Origin of the sequence: Burkholderia sp. AcTa6-5 (genome assembly GCF_017815075.1) — a bacterium.
GTDB lineage: Bacteria > Pseudomonadota > Gammaproteobacteria > Burkholderiales > Burkholderiaceae > Burkholderia > Burkholderia sola.
In genome coordinates this window covers 344223-364291 of sequence record NZ_JAGIQE010000002.1, presented here as the reverse complement: position 1 = coordinate 364291, position 20069 = coordinate 344223, and the positions used below count along the sequence as shown (strand labels likewise).

Below are 20069 nucleotides of genomic sequence, written 5' to 3'. Positions count from 1 at the left end.
TTGCTGCTTGCCGCTTACTGCTGGATCCGCGCGTTGCGGATCAGATCCGCCACGACCTGCGCGGTCGCCTTCTCTATCGCGACCTGCTCGAGTTGTTGCCGCAGCGTGTCTTTCGCCTGGTCGAACGGCGGCACCTGCGTCGGGCGCTTGTCGTCGGCACGCACGATCCAGTACGTATCGCCGACCTGCACGGGCTCGCGCGTCAGTCCGCCCTGCGGAAGCTTCACGAGCGCTTCGGCGAGCGGTTGCGGCCAGTTCTGCGTGTGGCCTGCTTCGATCGGCGTCTTGAACGAGATCCAGTTCAGCGCGCCGCCTTGCGCCGCGGCCGGCCCCTTGCTGAACTGCCGCGCGAGCCCGCCGAAGTCCTCGCCTTTCTTGAGCCGCGAAAGGATCTGCTTGGCGGTGTCCGCGTCGTTGACCGCGATCACGCTCGGCTTGTATTCGTTCTCGCCGAGCGTTGCGACAACCGCGTCGTAGCGCGCCTTGACGTCCGCATCCGTGACGGGCGCCGGCTTGACCTGATCACGCAGGTACGCCTGCGTCATCGCGAGCGCCTTCGCCTGCTCGGCGGCGGCAACGACCTGCGGCTTCGTGTCGTAGTGCTGCTTGAGCGCCGCCTGTCGAAACAGCTCGCGCGCGATCAGCTGGTTCTTCAGCGCCGCGCGCAGCGCCGGCGTATCGGGCGCCTTCGACGCGCGCACGGCTTCGTCGACCTGCGCTTGCAGGATCGGCACGCCGTTCACGCTCGCGATCGCATCAGCCGGCATCGCGGCGGTTGCATCGGCCGGTTTCTTCGCCGCCTTGGGAACCGCGTACGCGTGCGGGACGACAGCGCCGCACAGCATCGCCGCGACGAGCGCGACGCCGATCTTGCGAATCCGCGCCGACAGGTTGGGTTGCATCGCGATCTCGCGACCGTTCGACAGGCGATCCCTGAAGTTCTCCATCAGTCCGTCCAGTTGAGTGTTGCCAGCAACACGCTGGCCTTCTTGCCGAGTGCGGCCGGTTGCACGAGCGCCTGCCCGACCAGCACTTCGGTCGACAGCGTCCCGCCTTTCAAACGCCATTGCGCACGCGTGCCGACACCCGTGCCGACGAGCGACGGCCAGCCGCCCTGCGCGTTCAGGTGCGTCTTGCCGCCGTCCAGAAACACGTACGGTTCGATGCGCGCGTCGTGCCACGCCGGCACGTTCTGCCAGGCCAGCTCGTTGCGCACGAATGCGCCGCTGTCGCCCGCGATCCCGCCTTCGGTAAACCCGCGGACCGAACCCATGCCGCCCAGAAAGATCTGCTCGTTGCCGAATAGCGCGACGCGGCTGTACTGCGCGCGAAGCGTGCCGCGATACGCCCAGATGGAACCGGCGAAATCGCCGAGCGTGAACTGCAGCGTGCCGGTGGCATCGAGCTTCGTGAACTGGCTGTGTGCGTCGTCGATACCGATGTCCGACGCATCGTGGTTGGCTGCCAGCCAGGGCAAACCCTGCGACACGCCGACATCCCAGGTCGCGGCTGCGCCCTGATCGCGCATGACGAAGCGGGACAGTCCGTTCAGCGCGACACGCAACACCGTCAGGTTCTGCGGCGACAACGGAATGCCGTTGAGATCGCGCTCGGTGCGCAGCTTGTTGAGCGTCACGTCGACGCTCATGCGCCCGCGCGGCGAACGCATCAGCACGTCGTTCCAGCCGAGCATCTGGCTGAACGTGCGCCCCGCGAGCAGCGCGACGTCCCCAATCGCCTGCTGATACTCGGACATCGACGCCGTGTAGCTGAAAGTCTGATAGCCGTACGGCACCGCCGCCGACAACACGACCGCGTTCGTGTCGGTCGTCCCGACGTAGCTGAACGACAGCGATTCCTGCAGTCCGATCACGTTGTCGGCTTCGACACCGGCGCGATAGCGCGTCTTGCCGGTCTGCGAGCTACCGTAGTTGTCGATGCCGAAATCGTAATGAAGACGGTCGCCGTAGCGGTTCGAGATCGCGACGATCGAATCGCCCGGCGCTTCGCCGGGGAGAATGCGGATTTCGGCCTGATTGCGCCGCAACCGGTTGATCTGATCGACGCCCTGCTCCAGATCGGGCAGACGCAGCACGTCGCCCGGCGTGCTCGCGAACGCCCATGCGGTGCCGGCTTCGGTCAGCAACCCGCCGCCGCGCACTTCGTACCACTTCTCGCCGGGATCGCGCGGCCTCAGCGGCTTGCCGTTCAGCGTCAACGCGGCCACGCGGCCGGGAACGAGATTGATCTTCAGCGTGCCGGACGCGAGATTCTGCGGCCCGAGGTACGCACGCGTCGTGATGTAGCCGCGCGAGATGAACGCTTCCGTCAGCCGGCGCAGCAGCAGGTTGATCCGGTTGCGCCCGAGTTGCTTGCCGATGAACGGCGCCGCGATACGGTCCAGTTCGCGCTGCCCGAGGATCGCGTCGCCGGTGAATTCGATCCGCTCGATCAGGAACGTCGGCGCGACGTCCGGCAGCGTGTCGACGTCGGCGCCCTGCGGCAGGTCCGGCATCGTCGGCTGCTCGGGCACCGCGATCTGCGCCGGCGGCTGCGCGATCTCGTCGCGGCGCTGCCGGTCGCGCTGCTCCTGCAGCAGACGCTGCGCGGGATCCTGTTCCGCACGCGGCACCGCGAGCCCGGCCGGCAGCGCGCCGAGGCCCGGAAGCGCGCCGGCCGGCGGCGCGCCCGCGAGCTGTGCATGCGCGCACGGCGACATTGCGCCGATCGTCAATGCGAGCGCGGCGGCGATGCGGTGATCCTTGTGCGACATCACAGGCCGAACCACGACACGAGACCCATGTGATTGCGGTTGCCGATCGTCACGAGATCGCGATGAGGCGGCCGGATCGTCACGACGCCGCCCGCAGCGAGCACACCTTCGGGCGCGCTGTACGCGCCGCCTTCGATGTCGGCCTCGCCGGTCAGGCGCACCTTGCCGGTTCCGCCGGTAAACACGCCACCGGTATCGGCCGCATAGATCGCCGCCCAACGATTGCCGAACCACGCTTTCAGGTCGTGGTCGCGGTTGATCACCGTGTAGCCCGGCACGCCCTGCGCGAGCGTCTTCGGCGCGTCGAGCGTCAATGCGCCGAGCGCGAGCACGGTTCCGCCCGTGTTCGTGATCTGCGTACCGGCTTTCAGCTGGATGTCGGCGTTGGCCTCGATCACGCCGCCGAACGCCTGCACGTTCGACGACGCGCTCGCGCGGCAGAACACGAAACACGAGCGCCGATACGCTGCCTGCCCGGTGAAAACGGCCTGCGTGAGGATGTTTTCGCGCGCGGCGATGTCGATCGCGCCGCCATTCGACAGGATCGATCCGCCGATATTCGTCACGTTCGCGGCGCGCACGGTCACGTTGCCCGCATCGGCCGTGATGTACGCGAGTTTCGATGCGTCGGCCAGCGCGCCATAGTCGACGGTGAAGCCGTCGCTACGATGCTTGAAGAACAGGAAGCGGCCGCCCTGCTCGGAGAAGCCGACCACCGCACCGTTCTGCACGCCGGTGCTGTGGTCGACGATGTTCTGCAGATCTCCGCCCGCGTCGATCGACACGCTCCGGTTCGACAGGATCCGTGCATTCCGGTTGACGACATCGGCGCCCGCGGTCAGCGACACATCGCCCTTCACGCCGAACAGGATGCCGATCCCCGTTTGCGGCAGCGACTGGTTCAGGATGCGGCCCGCCGCGTTCAGCGTTACCGCGCCCGCCGAATCCGGATCCGCGTCGATCGCGGTCTGCCCTTGCACCAGTGAGCCGACGTTCACGATGTCCGCCGCGCTCTTGAGCACCACGCCGCTTTGCGACGATGCCACGGTGGCGCCCTTCATCGCGTCGTCGGGATTCAGCGCGATGCCCGCGCCGTTCAGCTTGACGCTGCCCGACGCCATCAGGCTGCTGCCCGTCAACGCGATCGCATCGGCTGCCGACACGTTCGCGTGGCCGCCGCGCGACTTCAGGTCGGTGTCGGTCAGCGTCATGCCGCCCTGAACGGTGACGTCGAGGTCTCGCGCGACGTCGATCTTCGCGTTGGACATCTCGACGTTGCCGTTCGACGTCAACGTGAAATCCCCCAGCGACGCATTCATCGCGCCGGCGCTGCGCACGCCGGGGCCGCGGTCCGTGACGATCAACTGCACGCGCCCGCTCGTCACGCTGCCTGCGGCGGTGATGTCGATCGCGTAGGACGATGCGGTGTCCGGCTGGGTCGTCGCGGTACGCGAGAGCCAGTCGTTGGCGTTGTCGTTCGGCGACAGCCCCGTGTTCAGCTCGACACGGCTGCGTCCGGCCAGCAGGCGCACGCCGGCCGTCGCCGACGAAAACGCGTTGTCGATCGCGCCGTCGACGACGATGTTCTTCGCGATCAGATCCAGCCCGATCAACGCGCCGGCCAGGCCGCCCGGACCGACGACGATCGTGCCGGTCGACGTATCGAGCACGATGTTGCGCTGGATCACGCCGGGGGCGATCTGCAGGTCGTTGAAGCTCACGTTGCCGGTCGACAGCGCGACGTGCCCCGTATTGACGAACGATCCGCCGTTGACGGTGATGCCGTTCGGGTTCGCAAGCACGACGTTCGCGCGCGGCCCCGCCACGGCGATCTCGCCTTCGATCAGGCTGCGGTTCGTGCTCGTCACCTGGTTGACGATCGTGCGCGCGTTGATGCCGGCGTTGTTCAGCGTCGCGCCGGCCGTCGTCACGTTGAACGACGAATACGTGTTGCTCGATACGCCGGCGACTGCAGGCGCAAGATTGACGAGCTGCCGGCCATTCGGCCCGATCGACACGCTGGTGGGCGTGCCGCCGTCCGCGACGATCCCCGCGGCGGCGGCGCAATGCGGCAGCAGTCCCGTTACGGCAAGGCAAAGGCACAGCGCGCGCCAGCCCCCGGTGCCTGCGCGCCCCATTGAATCGGTGCATCCCATTCTGATCCCGCGCACGGCTTCGCCGGCCGCGCGCCCTCGGTTTTTTGGTCGTGTGGTCGTACTGCTTTCGTCATACTTTTTTGAGATACCGAGGAAGAGTAACGGCGGGGGCACGCCTTTCTTTAGGGTGCTTTATCGAATAATTTCTCTAATCGCTTCGGAGTCGACATTACAAATCGATTTCACGTCGAGGCACAATGAAGGCGTCCCATCAATCCCGCTCCTCATGTCCTCTACATCGACAAACCCGCCGCTCACCATCATCCATCTGAACGGCCCGATCAACAGCGGCAAGACGACGATCGGCCGCGCACTCGCACGCGTGCTGCCCGATGCGCGCTTCATCGACGGCGACGATCACGACGCGCCTGAAGATGCGCCGTTCGACGTGCAATGGGCCATTGCGCTGGAGCGACTGGTCACGCAGATCGCGCAAGCGCGCGAACGCCACCTCCTGATCGCCTATCCGATTGGCGAAGCGGAATTCGAGCGGCTGCGCGCGGCGTGCGACGCGCGCGATGCGCGATTGTTCGTCGTCACGCTGGCACCGCCCGAAGCAGTCGCGGCATCGAATCGCGGCACGCGTGCACTGACGGACTGGGAGCGGCAACGGATCGCGCAGATGTATCGCGAAGGATATGCGTCGCGCGCGTTCAGCGATTGCGTAATCGATACGTCGAACGCGTCGGCCGACGCGTGCGCGACGGAGATCGCTCGCCGCGTGGCACTTCCCGTGCGTTGACGCGGCTGCTTCGGCCGTGCGCCATCGTCAGCGCACCGTATGCACGTCCGGATGCATGCCCGCGGACGCGCACCGCTCTCAACGATGCTGATGTACACCCGACACGACCTGCTCCCGCGCCCCCTTCCGGCTCAACATCAACGTCACCACCGCCGACACCGCGAGCGTCCCCGCGACCACATACAACCCCGCCGCATACCCGCCCGTCACGTGCTTGAGCCAGCCGATCGCGAACGGCCCGACGAACCCGCCGAGATTGCCGATCGAATTGATCATCGCGATCCCCGCCGCCGCCCCGGCGCCTGACAGGAACGCGCTCGGCATCGCCCACAGCGGCGCCTTCGCGGCACTGATCCCGATGTTGACGACGACCAGCGCCAGCACGGTCAGCAACGCCGTGCTCGCCTGCCCCGCGAACACGAAGCCGACGCAGGCCAGCACGCACGGAATCACGACGTGCCACGTGCGCTCGGCGGTGCGATCCGAATGCCGCGCCCACCCGATCATCGCGACCACGGCGGCGATGCTCGGAATGCCGGTCAGCAGGCCCGTCTGCAACGCGGTGAAGCCGAACTGCTTGACCATCAGCGGCGCCCACAGGCCGAGCGTATAGAGCCCCGCCGACGTGCCGAAGTAGATCAGCGCGAGCGCCAGCACGCGCGGGTCGCGCAGCGCCTGCCACGCGCCGGCCGTATGCCCGGCATGCGTGTGGCGCGCATCCGCTTCCGCCTTCAGCTTCGCGATCAGCCAGTCGCGTTCGTCGGCGCGCAGCCACGCGGCCTGCGACGGCGCAGCGGTCAGGCGCTTCAGCACGACGAAGCCGAGCACGACCGCCGGCAGCGCTTCGACGATGTACAGCATCTGCCAGTCGGCCAGCCCGAACATCGGCGGCATCTGCATGATCGCGCCCGACAGCGGCGAACCGATCGCGGTCGAGATCGGCGCGGCCGCCATGAACCACGCGGCGGCCACCGCACGCTGCTTCGCGGGAAACCACAGGCTCAGGTACAGGATGATGCCGGGGAAGAAGCCGGCTTCCGCGATGCCGAGCAGAAAGCGCAGCACGTAGAAGCTCGTCGGTCCGGCCGCGAACGCGGACACCGCCGACACGATTCCCCACGTGATCATCACGCGTGCGATCCAGATGCGCGCGCCGACGCGATGGAGAATCAGGTTGCTTGGCACTTCGAACAGAAAGTAGCCGATGAAGAACAGGCCGCCGCCGAACCCGAATGCGGTCGGCGACAGGCCGATCGCCTTGTTCATCGTCATCGCCGCGAAGCCGACGTTGACGCGATCGAGAAAGCTGACGAAGTAAAGCAGCATCACGAACGGAATGATGCGCCACATCAGTTTCCGCGCGACGCGGGTTTCCAGATCCGCTTGCATGTGTCTCCTCCTTCGAGGTCGGGCCGTGCGCCGTCGGTCGATGGACCTCGAGCGCCGGCCGGCGCCCGGCTCGCGTCGCATGCGCGAGTCGCGGGCTGAAAATGCGTGAGTGGAGCGAGCGGGCGGCGCTCGGCTGCGCGCACGCGCGGCCGTCACCGCGTCGCTGCCGTCAGGCCGCGACCGCCGCGTTCGCGACGCGCTCGCAGACGGCCGCCGTCACCTGCGCGGTCGTCGCGCTGCCGCCGAGGTCGCGCGTGTGCAGCGACGGGTCGGCCGTCACGGCCTCGATCGCGTGCATCACGCGCGCGGCGGCATCCGCCTCGCCGAGATGTTCGAGCAGCATCACGACCGACCAGAACGTGCCGACCGGATTCGCGAGTCCCTTGCCCATGATGTCGAACGCGGAGCCGTGGATCGGCTCGAACATCGACGGATAGCGGCGCTCGGGATCGATGTTGCCGGTGGGCGCGATGCCGAGGCTGCCCGCGAGCGCGGCGGCGAGATCGCTGAGGATGTCCGCGTGCAGGTTGGTCGCGACGATCGTGTCGAGCGACGCCGGGCGGTTGACCATGCGCGCGGTCGCCGCGTCGACGAGTTCCTTGTCCCACGTCACGTCGGGGAATTCCTGTGCGATCTGCTTCGCGATCTCGTCCCACATCACCATCGCATGCCGCTGCGCGTTGCTCTTCGTGATCACGGTCAGCAGCTTGCGCGGCCGCGACTGCGCGAGCCGGAACGCGAAACGCATGATGCGTTCGACGCCGGCGCGCGTGAGGATCGACACGTCGGTCGCGGCCTCGATCGGATGGCCCTGGTGCACGCGGCCGCCAACGCCCGCGTATTCGCCTTCGGAGTTCTCGCGGACGATCACCCAGTTCAGGTCGTCCGGCCCGCAGCGTTTCAGCGGCGCGTCGATGCCCGGCAGGATGCGCGTCGGGCGCACGTTCGCGTACTGGTCGAAGCCCTGGCAGATCTTCAGGCGCAGGCCCCACAACGTCACGTGGTCGGGCACGTCCGGGTCGCCCGCGGAGCCGAACAGGATCGCGTCCTTGCCGCGCAGCGCGTCGAGGCCGTCGGCCGGCATCATCGCGCCGTGCCGGCGGTAGTAGTCGGCGCCCCAGTCGAAATCCTCGAACGCGAACGCAAAGCGGTCGCTGCCGCGGGCCAGCGCTTCCAGCAACTGCTTGCCGGCAGGCACCACCTCCTTGCCGATGCCGTCGCCGGGAATCGTTGCGATACGGTAGGTCTTCACGCGGACATCCTCCATTGATCGTGAGCGTGAACGCACTTTATCGAACTGGAAGTACAGAAACCGGGGCTATACTCAAAGCATCTTTAACTTCAATTCACGAATCCCCTCATGGCGGATACCGTCCAGCCGGCCGATCTCGGCTTCTTCTCGACGCTGGCCGCATCCGGCAGCCTGAGCGCGGCCGCGCGCGAACTCGGGCTGACCGCGGCGGCCGTCAGCAAGCGGCTCACGCAGATGGAGCGGCGCGCAGGCGTGACGCTCGTCAACCGCACGACGCGGCGGATGATGCTGACGCCGGAAGGCGACGTGTACCTCGCCTATGCGCGCCGGATCCTCGATCAGATGGACGAGCTCGGCGAACTGCTCGGCAGCGCGAAGCAGCGGCCGAAAGGCCTGCTGCGCGTGAACGCGACGCTCGGTTTCGGGCGCAGCCACATCGGCCCGGCGATCTCGCGCTTCGTCGCGCGCTATCCGGAGGTATCGGTGCAGCTGCAGTTGTCGGTGATGCCGCCGCCGCTCACGGACGACGCGTTCGACGTGTGCATCCGCTTCGGTGAACCGCCCGATACGCGCGTCGTCGCGCGGCGGCTCGCGCCGAACCGCCGGCTGCTGTGCGCGGCGCCCGCGTATCTCGCGCGGCACGGGACGCCCGGCGCGCCACACGATCTGACGCGGCACAACTGCATCGGCATCCGGCAAGGCGACGAGGGCTATGGCGTGTGGCGCCTGACGAGCGGACGCGGTGCGGCCCGCCACACGGAAGCCGTGCGGATCAACGGCAACCTGACGACGAACGACGGCGAGATCGCGGTGAAGTGGGCACTCGACGGGCACGGAATCCTGATGCGCGCGGAATGGGATCTGCGCGACTATCTCGCCGACGGCAGGCTGGTCGTCGTGCTGCCCGAGCACGAAACGCCGAGCGCCGACATCTACGCGGTGTATGCGCAGCGTCACCAGATGTCCACGCGGATTCGCGCGTTCGTCGATTTCGTGGCGGAGGATTTGGGGCGGTTTAGGGCGGTGTAAGGCGGGTATTCCGCACCCCATGCGGGTCGACTGTCGGTGCTGCGGGCATGCGCACGCCTGCGCCTCTCCGTATGCCGCTGCCCTGCTGGCCCCGCAGCATACGATGTAAATATTCCGGCGAATTTCGTGCCAAATCGCCAAAATATTTACATCCTCCGATACGGATCAAAGGCCAGCGCCTGCCACCTCGCAACCGCTTGAGGACCTTCCGTCCGCATACCGCCGTCAAGCCACCGCTACGAGCCCGCTGTAGCGATCGCCGGCAGCGACTGCACCCGGCAGCGCCGGCCGCCACCCCACCGCCCCCGCCGCCGCCAGTCCCGCCTGCTCATACCCGGCCTGCACGAAGCGTTCCGCGATCCAGTCGACGAACGCCCGCACGCCGGGCGACACATGCGGGCGCTTCACATAGACGGCCGACACCGCGAGCGCATCGGGTTGCCAGCGCGGCAGCACTTCCCGCAACCGCCCCGCGTCGATCAGCGGCTGCGCGGCGACGCGCGTCGGCTGGATCAGCCCGAGGCCGTGCACGCCGCAGGCGAGATACGCCTGCTCGTCGTCCACGCTGACGATGCCGTCGAGTTGCACCTTGCGCACCGCGTCGTCCATCACGAATTCGAGCTCGGCCGGACGCTGGCCGAACACGTGCGACCCGGCTACCGCGCGATGCGCGTCCAGATCGTCGGGCGTGCGCGGCACGCCGAAGCGCTCGAGATACGCGGGGCTCGCGCACGTCACGCGCTCGAGCGAGCCGAGCCGGCGTGCAACGAGCGACGAATCGGGCAGCGCACCGAGCCGGACGCTGCAGTCGATCGCGTCGCCGATGCGATCGCCCGCGCGCCCGGCCATGGCGAGCATCAGTTCGAGATCGGGATGTCGTGCATGAAATTCGCCGAGCGCGGCCAATACGATCGCGCCCGCCACCGACGCCGGCAATTCGACGCGCAACGGCCCGCTCGGATGCAGCGCGGCGCCGCGGATGCTCGCTTCGAGCTCGTCGACGTCCGCGGTGATGCTGACGCAGCGCCGGTAATACGCATCACCTTCGGGCGTCGCCCGCAACGCGCGCGTCGTGCGCACCAGCAGCGGCATGCCGAGCGCCGCTTCGAGTTCCTGCACGGTGCGCGTCGCGGTGGCGCGCGAAATGCCGAGCGCCTGCGCCGCGCGCGTGAAGCTGTTCATTTCGACGATGCGCGTGAAGATGCGCATCGCGCGGATCGGATTGTCCACCCAACACCTCTGCGTGGTTGCGATATGCCGCGGCGCGCGTTCGCGCACCGTGCGTGCGTGTCAATATCGACGTCGATGTCGACGCAAGCCGCGCGACCCGCGCGGCCGTCGGGTCAGGCGTTCGCCGCCGCGACGCCGGGCGCCGGTTCGGCGAGCAGCCGTTGCGCGAGCGCCAGTGCGTCGTCGCGGCTCGCCGCCGCGTTCAGCGGATAGCCCCAGACCTTCTCGAAGGCGCCCGAAAAGGCGTTGAGCGCCACGCGCCGCGCCGCGTTGGGCTCGATCGCGATCATCCCGGGGATCCGTTCGCGCGACAGCGCACGGTTGGCCTTGCTCCACTTCGCGAGCTGTTTGCGCATCTCGTGATCGTTGTCCGCGCGATCGTCGCCGGACGGGGCATCGTCGGTCAGCAAGACGAAGCGTTCGCGCCGCGCGAGCAGCGCGTCGAGTTCGGCAATCAGGCGGGCGGGATCGGTGTGGGTCGAGCCGCTGTAACGCAGCCAGACAAACGGGAATTCAGTCGTGACGATTTGCATGTCGACCTCCAGATGAGAACGATTCTCATCTTATGGATCGAGACCCGATGCGTCATTTCTCATCCCGGCCAACTGCTTTTTCAATCCGGCCAAACGTGTGCGAGCGCGCAGCGTAGGCGTTCAGCGTTGCCGGTCGGTCAGGTATTGCGTCGGCGACTTGCCGGTCGCCTTGCGGAACATCGTGACGAAACTGCTCGCGCTCTCGTAGCCGAGATCGATTGCGATCTGATGCACGCGGCGGCCGGTCGTCAGCATCCGCAGCGACAGCGCGACGTGCAGCCGACGGCGCCAGTCGCCCAGGCTCATGCCGAGTTCCTTCGTCGCGAGCCGCGTGAGGCTGCGCTCGCTGATGCCCGCGCGCCGCGCGAGTTCGGCCAGCGGCGACTTGTCGGCCGGATCGTCGAGCAGATGGTCGATCAGCTTGCGCAGCCGGCGGTCGGCCGGCATCGGCAGGTACAGATCCTCGACCGGCGCCGCGACGAGTTCGTCGAGCAGCGTCGCCACCAGCCGCCCCTGCGGCCCGTCGACGTCGTACAGGTTCGGGAAGCTGGCCGCCTTCAGCAGCAGTTCGCGCAACAGCGGCGACATGGCCAGCGTGCAGCAGCGCGTGGGCAGCTCGAGCGCCGCGTCGGGTTCGACCAGTACCGCGTAGAAAGTCGCGCCGGCCGAGCCGCGCGCCGCATGCGGGACATCGCCCGGAATCCAGACCGTGCATTGCGGCGGCGCAGTCCACACGCCGCCGTCGATCTCGCAATAGACGACGCCGCTCAACGTGTAGAGCAGTTGCGCCTGACGATGGCTGTGCCGCTCGAGCCGCCATTCGGGCTCGACGACCGAGCCGCCGAACACGACGAGCGGACGCGGCACGTGATAGACGTCGGCGTCCGCGGCGGGATCGGTGATCGGTGGAAGGTCGCGCATGGAACGACGGGCTGTAAAGAAGGCCGGACGCCGGCGCGCCCTGTCGTGCTTATACCAGAAAGGCGCCGGCGCGGCCGCGCCGTTTGAAAACGGCCGTCTGCGGCCGCGCGCCGAACCGAATACAATGCGCCGATCCCCTGCCGCTGCGCCAACCTGCCGGAGCCGCCATGTTCGACCTGACCACGCTGACCACCTTCACGGCCGTCGTTCTGGGCCTGTTCCTGATTCCCGGCCCCGCCGTGCTGCTCGTGCTGAGCCGCACCGTGCAGGGCGGCCGCAAGACCGGCATCCTGACCGGCCTCGGCGTCGCGAGCGGCGACTTCGTGCATACGCTGTTCGCGGCCGTGGGGCTGTCCGCGCTGCTGATGACATCGGCACTCGCGTTCAACGTCGTGAAGCTGGCCGGCGCCGCGTACCTGATCTATCTCGGCGTGCGCGCGCTGCTCGAGAAGGCGGCCGACCCGTCGCTGCCGCAGGTGTCGCCCGTCACGCCGCTCAGGGCGTACTTGCAGGCGATTCCCGCCGAAGTGCTGAATCCGAAAACCGCGCTGTTCTTTCTCGCGTTCATGCCGCAGTTCGTGCATCCGGAGCGCGGTTCGACGTTCGTGCAGTTCGCGGTGCTCGGGCTGATCTTCGTCGTGCTCAGCTCGCTCTACACGACACTGATCGCGTGCTCGATCCGCCCGCTCGGCCGCATCGTGACGCGGCTCACGTGGCTCACGCGCTGGCAGGGCAAGATCATCGGCTCGATCTTCATCGCGCTCGGGCTGCGCGTGGCCGTGCAGCAGCGCTGATGTGCGCGGCCGCATGACGCGCGCCGACGCCGACCTGCTCTACACCGACCCGCGCCTCGTCGCGGTGTACGACGTGTTCAACGCGGGCGATCGGGACTTCGCGTTCTACGCGGCCGCGATCGGCGCCGCCGGGCAACGCATCCTCGATCTCGGCTGCGGCACCGGCACGTTCGCGCGACGGCTCGCGGCAGCCGGGCATGACGTCGTCGCGATCGATCCCGCACCGGCGATGATCGATTACGCGCGGCGCCAGCCGGGTGCCGACGCGGTACGCTGGCTCGCGTGCGCACTCGACGGCCTGCCGCCCGGCGCGCCGTTCGATGCGGTCGCGATGACCGGGCACGCGTTCCAGTGCCTGCTGACCGACGACGACATCGATGCGACGCTGCGCGGCGTGCGACGCGTGCTCGCCGACGGCGGCCGCTTCCTGTTCGACACCCGCAACCCGCGTATCGAACCGTGGCGAACATGGACACCCGCGCAGTCGGCACGCAGCGTCGAGTCGCACGCATTCGGCATCGTCGATCTCCATCACGCGGTGCGGGCGATCGACGGCGCGATCGTGACGTTCGACACGCACTACCGCTTCCGTCGCGACGATACAGTGCTGACGAATACGAGCCGGCTGCGTTTCATCGCTCGATCCGAATTGCAGGCCCGCGTGACGGCGGCCGGCTTCGCGTCGGCCGACTGGTGCGGCGATTGGGACCGTGCCCCGTTCGACGAGGCGACCAGCGCGGAGATCATCGCGATCTGCCGCGCGTAACGGGCGCAGCGCAGACATCACGCGCCCCTCTCGTCATCACACGCCGTCGAGCGCGCGCCGCACCCCGTCCCAATCGAGCCCGAACCGCGCGAGATACTTGCGCAATCGGTCCGCATCGTTCGGCTGCTTCTTGCTCTGCCGCGACACCGCGAATAGCGTGCGCCCGGCTTCCGACAGGCTCGCCGACGTGCGGCACACGTCGAGCACGCGTTCGAGCTGCGCGCGGTCGAACAGGTCGAGCTCCGCCGCCCGCGCACCGAATACCGCGTCGACGCATGCATCGGACGCCCCCGCACCACCCGGCGACGACCACGTGCGCGTCAGCCGCTCGACTTCCTGCTCGGCGAGCGCCTCGGTAATCCGCCCCGCATCGGCCAGCGTCGCCATCCGCGTGACCGAGGCCGACAGCTCGCGGAAGTTGCCGGCCCACGTCGCGCGCGGCGACGCCGCGAACGCGAGATAGCGCCGCTTCGCCTCCACGTTGAACCGCACCTGCTCGCCTTGCTCGCGGCCGAAACGGTCGAGCTCGAATTCGAGGTTCGGCTCGATGTCCTCGCGGCGCTCGGCGAGTCCCGGCAGTTCGTAGGTCCACAGATTGATCCGCGCATACAGATCCTCGCGGAACGTACCGGCAGCCACCATCTGCCGCAGGTCGCGATGCGTGCCCGCGATCAGCTCGAAATCGCTGCTCGCCTCGACGTCCGCGCCCACCGGCAGGAAGCGCTTTTCCTCGATCGCCTTCAGCAGCATCGCCTGTTCGTCGAGCCCGAGTTCGCCGATTTCGTCGAGAAACAGCAGCCCGCCGTCCGCTGCGCGCAGCAGCCCCGCGCGCGCCGACTGCGCGCCCGTGAACGCGCCTTTCACGTGACCGAACAGCGTCGACATCGCCGCGTCGCCGCGCAGCGTCGCGCAGTTGACCTCGATGAACGGCCCCGCGAGCCGGTGCCGTCCACGCTTCAGTTCGTACACGCGCTTCGCGAGAAACGACTTGCCGGCACCCGTCGGCCCGACCAGCAGCATCGGCGCGCGCGACCGCACGGCCACGCGCTCCAGTTGCTCGATCAGCGCGTTGAAACGCGCGTTGCGCGTCGCGATGCCGGCCTTCAGGAACGACACCGTTTCGTCGCGCTCGCGCGTGAAGCGCTGCGCGATCCGGTTGTAGCGCGACAGGTCGAGATCGATCACCGAGATCGTGCCCGGCCCGCTCGGCCCTTCGTCCGTCCGCTGCGGCGGCCCCGTCTGCACGAGACGCGCGGGCAGGTAGCGCGCTTCCGCCAGCAGGAACCAGCAGATCTGCGCGACGTGCGTGCCGGTCGTGATGTGGATCAGGTAATCCTCGTGCTCGAGGTCGAACGGATACGCGCGTGCGTAATCGTGCAGCGTCGCATAGACCTCCTCGAAATCCCACGGATCGTGGATCGTGACCGGCGTGAGCCGCACGTCGGTGTGCGGCGACACGCGCGCGAGATCGTCCCGCACCTGGTTGGCGAGACGCGTGTAGTCCAGCGAATGCAGCAGTTCGAGCCGGTCGATCGGCAGGCCGGGCTGCTCGCACAGCGAAATCGTCGGCCGCCATTTGCGGTAACGGCGCGGCGCGCGGCCGCCCTGGTCGAGCACGGTGCCGAGAAAACCGATCGCGACGGTTTTGCGCATGTTTATCTCATGGGATAAGAAGCGATCCGATTGTATCGGATATTCATGGCGGCGCGGTGCAACGAGCGTTGCCACCAGGCCGCGCCAAATAAAAAATTCCCTTTATTTTCAATCGCCTGGGAAATTTCACGAAAGCCCACGCCCGCACTGGCACGCTCCTCGCTAAATAGAAGACGCCGGATGTCCCGCTGGCCCACGAGCCAGGGTTCAACAAGCCCTGCTGGTGCGCCGCCGCCGAACCTCGTTCGTCGCGGCAGCGCATGCCGCCATGGACAGACGAAGGCAAAGGGGCGCGCGCCAGGATGCTTCGCCCGGGTTCGAATCCCGGGGCGCCCCATTGTTCGGAAGCTCAGTCAGGTGGAGCAGCCGGCGAAAGCCGGCCGGTGGCGGGTTCGAATCCCGCTCGAACGCTGTCCGCAAGGACGGTCTCGTATGAAAAGTAGTACCCGCCGGTGCCGGCCGAGAGGCCCGCCGCGCGTCGGACCGGTTGCGGTTCCGCGCGATCGGCCGGACGGCCGCACGGCCCGCGCGAATGCGCACGACGACGCGATGCAGGACGCGTCGCCATGCGCTTCGACGCCGGCCAGCGTGCCGCCCGCCCGATTGCGTCGCACCGCGATCCGCCCGATGCGCGTCACCCGGCGGCCATTGAAGAAAAGGACAAGAATATGTGGATGCGACATGTCGTAAAAAAGAACGAACGCGCGCTGCTGATGAGCGAAGGCGATTTCGTGAAGGTGCTCGAACCGGGTGTGTTCAAGGCCTTCGATCCGTTCAAGCGCCTGTCGGTGCAGACCGCGCGTCTCGATGCGCCGCTCGCCGACGAAGCGCTGGCCGATTACCTGCGTCACGACGCACAGGATGTGCTCGCGCAGCATTTCGTCGCGATGGATCTCGCCGACGACGAAGCCGGCCTGCGCTACGAAGACGACGTGCTCGTCGAGATCCTGGCGCCCGGCACGCGCCGGCTGTACTGGCGTGGCCTGACCGCGCATCGGCTGGAGCGCATCGATCTCGCGCAGGACAGCATGCTGCCCGCCGCGCTCGTGAAGCGCATCGCGCAACCGTCGCTGCGTGCGCGCGGCGTGGCGGGGCTCACGGGCGTGCTGCTGGCGCAGGTGCCGGCGTACCACGTCGGTGTACTGAAGATCGACGGCAAGATCGAGCGGGTGCTGGACGCGGGTACGTCGGCGCTCTGGCGCTTCAACCGCGACGTCGCGGTCGAACTCGTCGATCTGCGCTTGCAGGCGATCGAAGTCGGCGGGCAGGAAATCCTGACGCGCGACAAGGTCGCGCTGCGGCTGAACCTGTCGGCGACGTGGTGCTATGCGGACGTGCTGCACGCGTTCGGCCAGTTGCAGAAGCCGGTCGAACACCTGTATCGCGAACTGCAGTTCGCGCTGCGTTCGGCGGTCGGCACGCGCTCGCTCGACGCGCTACTGGAGGACAAGCAGTCGCTCGACGACGTCGTGATTGCGCAAGTACGCGCCCGTCTCGACGATTCAGGCGTGGACGTGCGCAGCGTCGGCGTGAAGGATATCGTGCTGCCGGGCGACATGAAGACGATCCTCGCGCAGGTGGTCGAAGCGGAGAAGTCCGCGCAGGCGAACGTGATTCGCCGCCGCGAGGAAACGGCGGCCACGCGTTCGCTGCTGAACACCGCGAAGGTGATGGAAGAGAACCCGACCGCGCTGCGACTCAAGGAGCTGGAAACGCTCGAGCGCGTCGCGGAACGGATCGACCGCATCTCGGTGTTCGGCGGTCTCGACCAGGTGCTGAACGGACTCGTCAGCATCAAGGGCGCGTAATGCAGGAGCCGGCGCGGCGCACGTGTATCGCGCCGGACCCCGAAATGAATCAGGTGAAGCAATTGACGTCCTCGTCCACCTAAAGGCGGAGGATTCCCACACCTGGCGATGCACGTCCGCATCGGAGAATGTTCAGCGCAGCGTTGATATCACGATCATGCACGACACCACATCCACTGCAGGCCCATTCTCTTATTCTCAGTCCCGCGATACCTTTCGGCCGCGTCGTGCTGTCTTTCGATCCGCACGACGAACAGGACTGGGTCGAACCGCTTTCGTCCACTTCCTCGAACGTGGCCCCGTGCGCGATCGCTTTGTAGCGGAGCTTGTTTCGGAAGGACGACCAGGATGCGTCGTAGACGCTCTTCGCCATCCTGGTTCTGGCGAGTTTTGCGGCCGACACGTTGCCGACCGCGATGTAATCAAAACGCCGCACCAGATCGAGCGCGAGCTTATGCTGGAAATCGGCGCGGGCATTCGCGACCTTGGCGTGCAGCTTCGCGATATGCCGCTTGTGCTTTCGCGCCCGTTGCGCTTTCGCGAGTTTCTCGGCCGCGCATCGACCGAACCGATCGTTAGGCAGCTTCTCGCGCGTATCGTTGCAAAAGTTCCAGACGTAGTTCACCGCGCGGCTCTGCTTGTTAAGCAGTCCGTTGAGCGACTTCACCCGGTAGCGGTAGACAAGAATCATGCCGGTGATCCTAACCCGTGGGAGAAGCCGCCTGTCAACAGCACCCCTTTCCTTCCCGCCATCAATGGCGGGGTTTCCCGGAGCAAATTCTGATGAATGACATCGAATATCAGGTGATGGAACTGGCGAACGGCAAGCCGGTGAAGATGTGGACGCAAGGCGTCGCCGTCGAAGAGGAAGCGCGCACGCAACTGCGCAACACCGCGCAGATGCCGTTCATCTTCGGCCACGTCGCGGTGATGCCGGACGTTCACCTCGGCAAGGGCTCGACGATCGGCAGCGTGATTCCGACGAAGGGCGCGATCATTCCGGCCGCGGTCGGCGTCGACATCGGCTGCGGGATGATGGCCGCGCGCACGACGCTGACCGCGTCCGATCTGCCGGATTCGCTGGGTGGGCTGCGCAGCGCGATCGAGCGCGCGGTCCCGCACGGCCGCGCGCCGGGCCGCCGCGATCCGGGCGCATGGGGCGATCGCACGCCGGCCGCCGTGACCGACGCGTGGAAGTCGCTGCAACCGGGTTTCCAGCGGATCGTCGACAAGTATCCGAAGCTGGAAAAGACGAACCACTACGCGCATCTCGGCACGCTCGGCACCGGCAACCACTTCATCGAAGTGTGCATCGACGAGGCGGACCGCGTGTGGTTCATGCTGCACAGCGGCTCGCGTGGCGTCGGCAATGCGATCGGCAGCCTGTTCATCGAACTCGCGCAGGCCGACATGCGCCAGCACATCGCGAACCTGCCGGATCGCAACCTCGCGTATTTCACCGAAGGCAGCCGGCACTTCGACGATTACGTCGAGGCGGTCGGCTGGGCGCAGGACTACGCGCGACGCAACCGGCAGGCAATGATGGACGCGGTGATCGGCGCGGCGCGCGGCGTGATCGGCACACCGTTTTCGGTCGACGAGCACGCGGTGAACTGCCACCACAACTACGTGCAGCGCGAACGCCACTTCGGTGAAGACGTGCTCGTCACGCGCAAGGGCGCGGTGTCCGCGCAGAAGGGGCAGCTCGGGATCATCCCGGGCTCGATGGGCGCGAAGAGCTTCATCGTGCGCGGGCTGGGCAATCCGGAAAGCTTCTGCTCGTGCAGCCACGGTGCGGGCCGGACGATGAGCCGCACCGAAGCGAAGCGCCGCTTCACGGCCGACGATCAGGCGAAGGCGACGCAGGGCGTCGAATGCCGGAAGGACGCGGGCGTCGTCGATGAAATCCCGATGGCCTACAAGGACATCGACGCGGTGATGGCGGCCCAGCGCAGCCTCGTCGAAGTGATGCATACGCTGCGCCAGGTGGTGTGCGTGAAGGGATAGTGCGGTATGCGGCCGATGGCCGGCGGCCGCGCACAACGAAAGGAAAACGACAACGATGAAAACCGACAAGACGATGACGACCGTACGCAGCGCGCATCCGGTCGACCCGGCGGTGCGGGCGCGCGTGATGGCGGAGCTCGCGGAAGTCGAGCGCCGCCACGATGTAAGCGTGCTGTTCGCGTACGAATCGGGCAGCCGCGGCTGGGGATTCGCGTCGCCGGACAGCGATTACGACGTACGCTTCGTGTACGCACACCGGCGCGACTGGTACCTGAGCGTCGAACCGCAACGCGACGTGATCGAACGGCCGCTCGACGACGAGCTCGACGTCAGCGGCTGGGAATTGCGCAAGGCGCTGCAACTGCTGCGACGCTCGAATCCGACGCTGCTCGAATGGCTCGACTCGCCCGTCGTGTATCGCGAAGATGCGCGCTGGGCGCCGCGGCTCAGGTCGCTGGCATCGGCGTTCTTCTCGCCGGTACGAGGGCGTCATCACTACCTCGCGATGGCGAAGAAGAATTTTCGTGGCTATCTGCAAGGCGACACGGTGCGTTACAAGAAGTACCTGTACGTGCTGCGGCCGCTGCTCGCGGTGCGCTGGATCGACATGGGGCTCGGCATGCCGCCGATGCGTTTCGCGGATCTCGTCGCCGGGGCCGTGCACGAGCCGGCGGTGCGCGCGGAGCTCGACGCGTTGCTCGCGCTGAAGATAGGCGCGAACGAAAGCGAGTACGGGCCGCGCCGACCGGCGATCCACGCGCTGGTCGAGACCATGCTCGCCGATGCCGAACACGACCGCGAATACAAGCGGCCGTGGGGCGACGTGGCGATGCTCGACGCGTTCCTGCGCGACGTGGTCGACGGCCGATGAAACGTGAACGGCGCGATGCCCCCGGGGATCGCGCCGTTCTTGCATCGGCACTCGTCCGATCAATGCAGGCCAGGCAGCAACGTCCGTGCCCGCATACTACGTGTCGTCGTCACGATCGCAGCGCATGGCGGCGGTATACTCGATG

Annotated in this window: 17 protein-coding genes and 1 tRNA gene; 8 read left to right on the top strand and 10 right to left on the bottom strand. The window is 67.3% G+C overall.

Features of this window, described 5'->3' with window-relative positions:
- Positions 1-14 precede the first annotated feature (14 nt).
- From J8I33_RS04520 to J8I33_RS04510, 3 genes are read right to left on the bottom strand one after another with little or no spacing between them, the layout of a single operon-like run.
- Positions 15-947 (bottom strand): peptidyl-prolyl cis-trans isomerase, encoded by a 933-nt coding sequence (locus tag J8I33_RS04520; RefSeq protein WP_245171451.1) that lies wholly within the window; start codon positions 945-947, stop codon positions 15-17.
- Positions 947-2773 carry a ShlB/FhaC/HecB family hemolysin secretion/activation protein gene (locus tag J8I33_RS04515; protein ID WP_209933447.1) on the bottom strand — a complete coding sequence of 609 codons (1827 nt, stop codon included), beginning with the start codon at positions 2771-2773 and terminating at the stop codon, positions 947-949. Before J8I33_RS04515 ends, J8I33_RS04520 begins: the two co-directional genes overlap by 1 nt.
- The gene (locus J8I33_RS04510) at positions 2773-4911 is read right to left on the bottom strand and encodes a filamentous hemagglutinin N-terminal domain-containing protein (protein WP_245171449.1); all 2139 of its coding nucleotides are present in this window, start codon (positions 4909-4911) and stop codon (positions 2773-2775) included. Before J8I33_RS04510 ends, J8I33_RS04515 begins: the two co-directional genes overlap by 1 nt.
- A gap of 244 nt (positions 4912-5155) precedes the next feature.
- On the opposite strand from J8I33_RS04510, the gene J8I33_RS04505 reads away from it, so the two are divergent.
- On the top strand, positions 5156-5671 hold the full coding sequence (locus J8I33_RS04505; RefSeq protein WP_209933715.1) for a shikimate kinase: 516 nt from the start codon (positions 5156-5158) through the stop codon (positions 5669-5671).
- 78 nt (positions 5672-5749) lie between these two features.
- Here the strand turns inward: J8I33_RS04505 and J8I33_RS04500 are convergent, their stop codons facing one another.
- Positions 5750-7060, bottom strand: coding sequence for an MFS transporter (locus J8I33_RS04500; protein WP_209933440.1), 1311 nt, complete (start codon positions 7058-7060; stop codon positions 5750-5752).
- A 169-nt stretch (positions 7061-7229) separates the two neighbouring features.
- Positions 7230-8312, bottom strand: coding sequence for a tartrate dehydrogenase (locus tag J8I33_RS04495; RefSeq protein ID WP_050018246.1), 1083 nt, complete (start codon positions 8310-8312; stop codon positions 7230-7232).
- A 108-nt stretch (positions 8313-8420) separates the two neighbouring features.
- Between J8I33_RS04495 and J8I33_RS04490 the strand changes: the two genes are divergently transcribed.
- Positions 8421-9341 carry a LysR substrate-binding domain-containing protein gene (locus J8I33_RS04490; protein ID WP_209933433.1) on the top strand — a complete coding sequence of 307 codons (921 nt, stop codon included), beginning with the start codon at positions 8421-8423 and terminating at the stop codon, positions 9339-9341.
- Positions 9342-9566: 225 nt separating this feature from the next.
- On the opposite strand, the gene J8I33_RS04485 is transcribed toward J8I33_RS04490, so the two are convergent.
- From J8I33_RS04485 to J8I33_RS04475, 3 genes are all read right to left on the bottom strand, one after another.
- On the bottom strand, positions 9567-10571 hold the full coding sequence (locus J8I33_RS04485) for a LysR family transcriptional regulator (protein ID WP_050014509.1): 1005 nt from the start codon (positions 10569-10571) through the stop codon (positions 9567-9569).
- Positions 10572-10684: 113 nt separating this feature from the next.
- Entirely contained in the window at positions 10685-11104 is a 420-nt protein-coding gene (locus J8I33_RS04480; RefSeq protein ID WP_050014507.1) for a hypothetical protein, read from the bottom strand.
- A gap of 120 nt (positions 11105-11224) precedes the next feature.
- Positions 11225-12025, bottom strand: coding sequence for a helix-turn-helix transcriptional regulator (locus tag J8I33_RS04475; RefSeq protein WP_124595472.1), 801 nt, complete (start codon positions 12023-12025; stop codon positions 11225-11227).
- A 167-nt stretch (positions 12026-12192) separates the two neighbouring features.
- Here J8I33_RS04475 and J8I33_RS04470 point away from each other — a divergent pair, with 167 nt between their 5' ends.
- Together J8I33_RS04470 and J8I33_RS04465 are read left to right on the top strand one after the other, a co-directional pair.
- Entirely contained in the window at positions 12193-12819 is a 627-nt protein-coding gene (locus tag J8I33_RS04470; protein WP_209924673.1) for a LysE family translocator, read from the top strand.
- A gap of 13 nt (positions 12820-12832) precedes the next feature.
- Complete coding sequence (locus J8I33_RS04465) at positions 12833-13585, top strand: class I SAM-dependent methyltransferase (RefSeq protein WP_124554496.1); 753 nt, start codon at positions 12833-12835, stop codon at positions 13583-13585.
- Between the two features lie 36 nt (positions 13586-13621).
- On the opposite strand, the gene rtcR is transcribed toward J8I33_RS04465, so the two are convergent.
- On the bottom strand, positions 13622-15238 hold the full coding sequence (rtcR, locus tag J8I33_RS04460) for an RNA repair transcriptional activator RtcR (protein ID WP_089489070.1): 1617 nt from the start codon (positions 15236-15238) through the stop codon (positions 13622-13624).
- Positions 15239-15576: 338 nt separating this feature from the next.
- Here rtcR and J8I33_RS04455 point away from each other — a divergent pair.
- A tRNA-Phe gene (locus J8I33_RS04455) sits at positions 15577-15649 on the top strand.
- 257 nt (positions 15650-15906) lie between these two features.
- A complete protein-coding gene (locus tag J8I33_RS04450; protein ID WP_209933430.1) occupies positions 15907-17046 on the top strand; it encodes a slipin family protein in 1140 nt (379 codons plus the stop codon).
- Between the two features lie 79 nt (positions 17047-17125).
- Here the strand turns inward: J8I33_RS04450 and J8I33_RS04445 are convergent, their stop codons facing one another.
- Complete coding sequence (locus J8I33_RS04445) at positions 17126-17737, bottom strand: RNA-guided endonuclease TnpB family protein (protein ID WP_209933426.1); 612 nt, start codon at positions 17735-17737, stop codon at positions 17126-17128.
- 92 nt (positions 17738-17829) lie between these two features.
- On the opposite strand from J8I33_RS04445, the gene J8I33_RS04440 reads away from it, so the two are divergent.
- Complete coding sequence (locus J8I33_RS04440) at positions 17830-19053, top strand: RtcB family protein (protein WP_050014499.1); 1224 nt, start codon at positions 17830-17832, stop codon at positions 19051-19053.
- Positions 19054-19108: 55 nt separating this feature from the next.
- Complete coding sequence (locus J8I33_RS04435; RefSeq protein WP_209933419.1) at positions 19109-19924, top strand: nucleotidyltransferase domain-containing protein; 816 nt, start codon at positions 19109-19111, stop codon at positions 19922-19924.
- Positions 19925-20069 lie beyond the last annotated feature (145 nt).

Excerpts from the sequence above, each read along its gene's own strand:
- J8I33_RS04465 (WP_124554496.1), top strand. The coding sequence starts at position 12,833 with ATGACGCGCGCCGACGCCGACCTGCTCTACACCGACCCGCGCCTCGTC.
- J8I33_RS04470 (WP_209924673.1), top strand. The coding sequence starts at position 12,193 with ATGTTCGACCTGACCACGCTGACCACCTTCACGGCCGTCGTTCTGGGC.
- J8I33_RS04445 (WP_209933426.1), bottom strand. The coding sequence starts at position 17,737 with ATGATTCTTGTCTACCGCTACCGGGTGAAGTCGCTCAACGGACTGCTT.
- J8I33_RS04475 (WP_124595472.1), bottom strand. The coding sequence starts at position 12,025 with ATGCGCGACCTTCCACCGATCACCGATCCCGCCGCGGACGCCGACGTC.
- J8I33_RS04480 (WP_050014507.1), bottom strand. The coding sequence starts at position 11,104 with ATGCAAATCGTCACGACTGAATTCCCGTTTGTCTGGCTGCGTTACAGC.
- J8I33_RS04440 (WP_050014499.1), top strand. The coding sequence starts at position 17,830 with ATGAATGACATCGAATATCAGGTGATGGAACTGGCGAACGGCAAGCCG.
- J8I33_RS04435 (WP_209933419.1), top strand. The coding sequence starts at position 19,109 with ATGAAAACCGACAAGACGATGACGACCGTACGCAGCGCGCATCCGGTC.
- J8I33_RS04515 (WP_209933447.1), bottom strand. The coding sequence starts at position 2,773 with ATGTCGCACAAGGATCACCGCATCGCCGCCGCGCTCGCATTGACGATC.
- J8I33_RS04450 (WP_209933430.1), top strand. The coding sequence starts at position 15,907 with ATGTGGATGCGACATGTCGTAAAAAAGAACGAACGCGCGCTGCTGATG.
- J8I33_RS04490 (WP_209933433.1), top strand. The coding sequence starts at position 8,421 with ATGGCGGATACCGTCCAGCCGGCCGATCTCGGCTTCTTCTCGACGCTG.
- J8I33_RS04500 (WP_209933440.1), bottom strand. The coding sequence starts at position 7,060 with ATGCAAGCGGATCTGGAAACCCGCGTCGCGCGGAAACTGATGTGGCGC.
- J8I33_RS04510 (WP_245171449.1), bottom strand. The coding sequence starts at position 4,911 with ATGGGGCGCGCAGGCACCGGGGGCTGGCGCGCGCTGTGCCTTTGCCTT.
- J8I33_RS04520 (WP_245171451.1), bottom strand. The coding sequence starts at position 947 with ATGGAGAACTTCAGGGATCGCCTGTCGAACGGTCGCGAGATCGCGATG.
- rtcR (WP_089489070.1), bottom strand. The coding sequence starts at position 15,238 with ATGCGCAAAACCGTCGCGATCGGTTTTCTCGGCACCGTGCTCGACCAG.
- J8I33_RS04505 (WP_209933715.1), top strand. The coding sequence starts at position 5,156 with ATGTCCTCTACATCGACAAACCCGCCGCTCACCATCATCCATCTGAAC.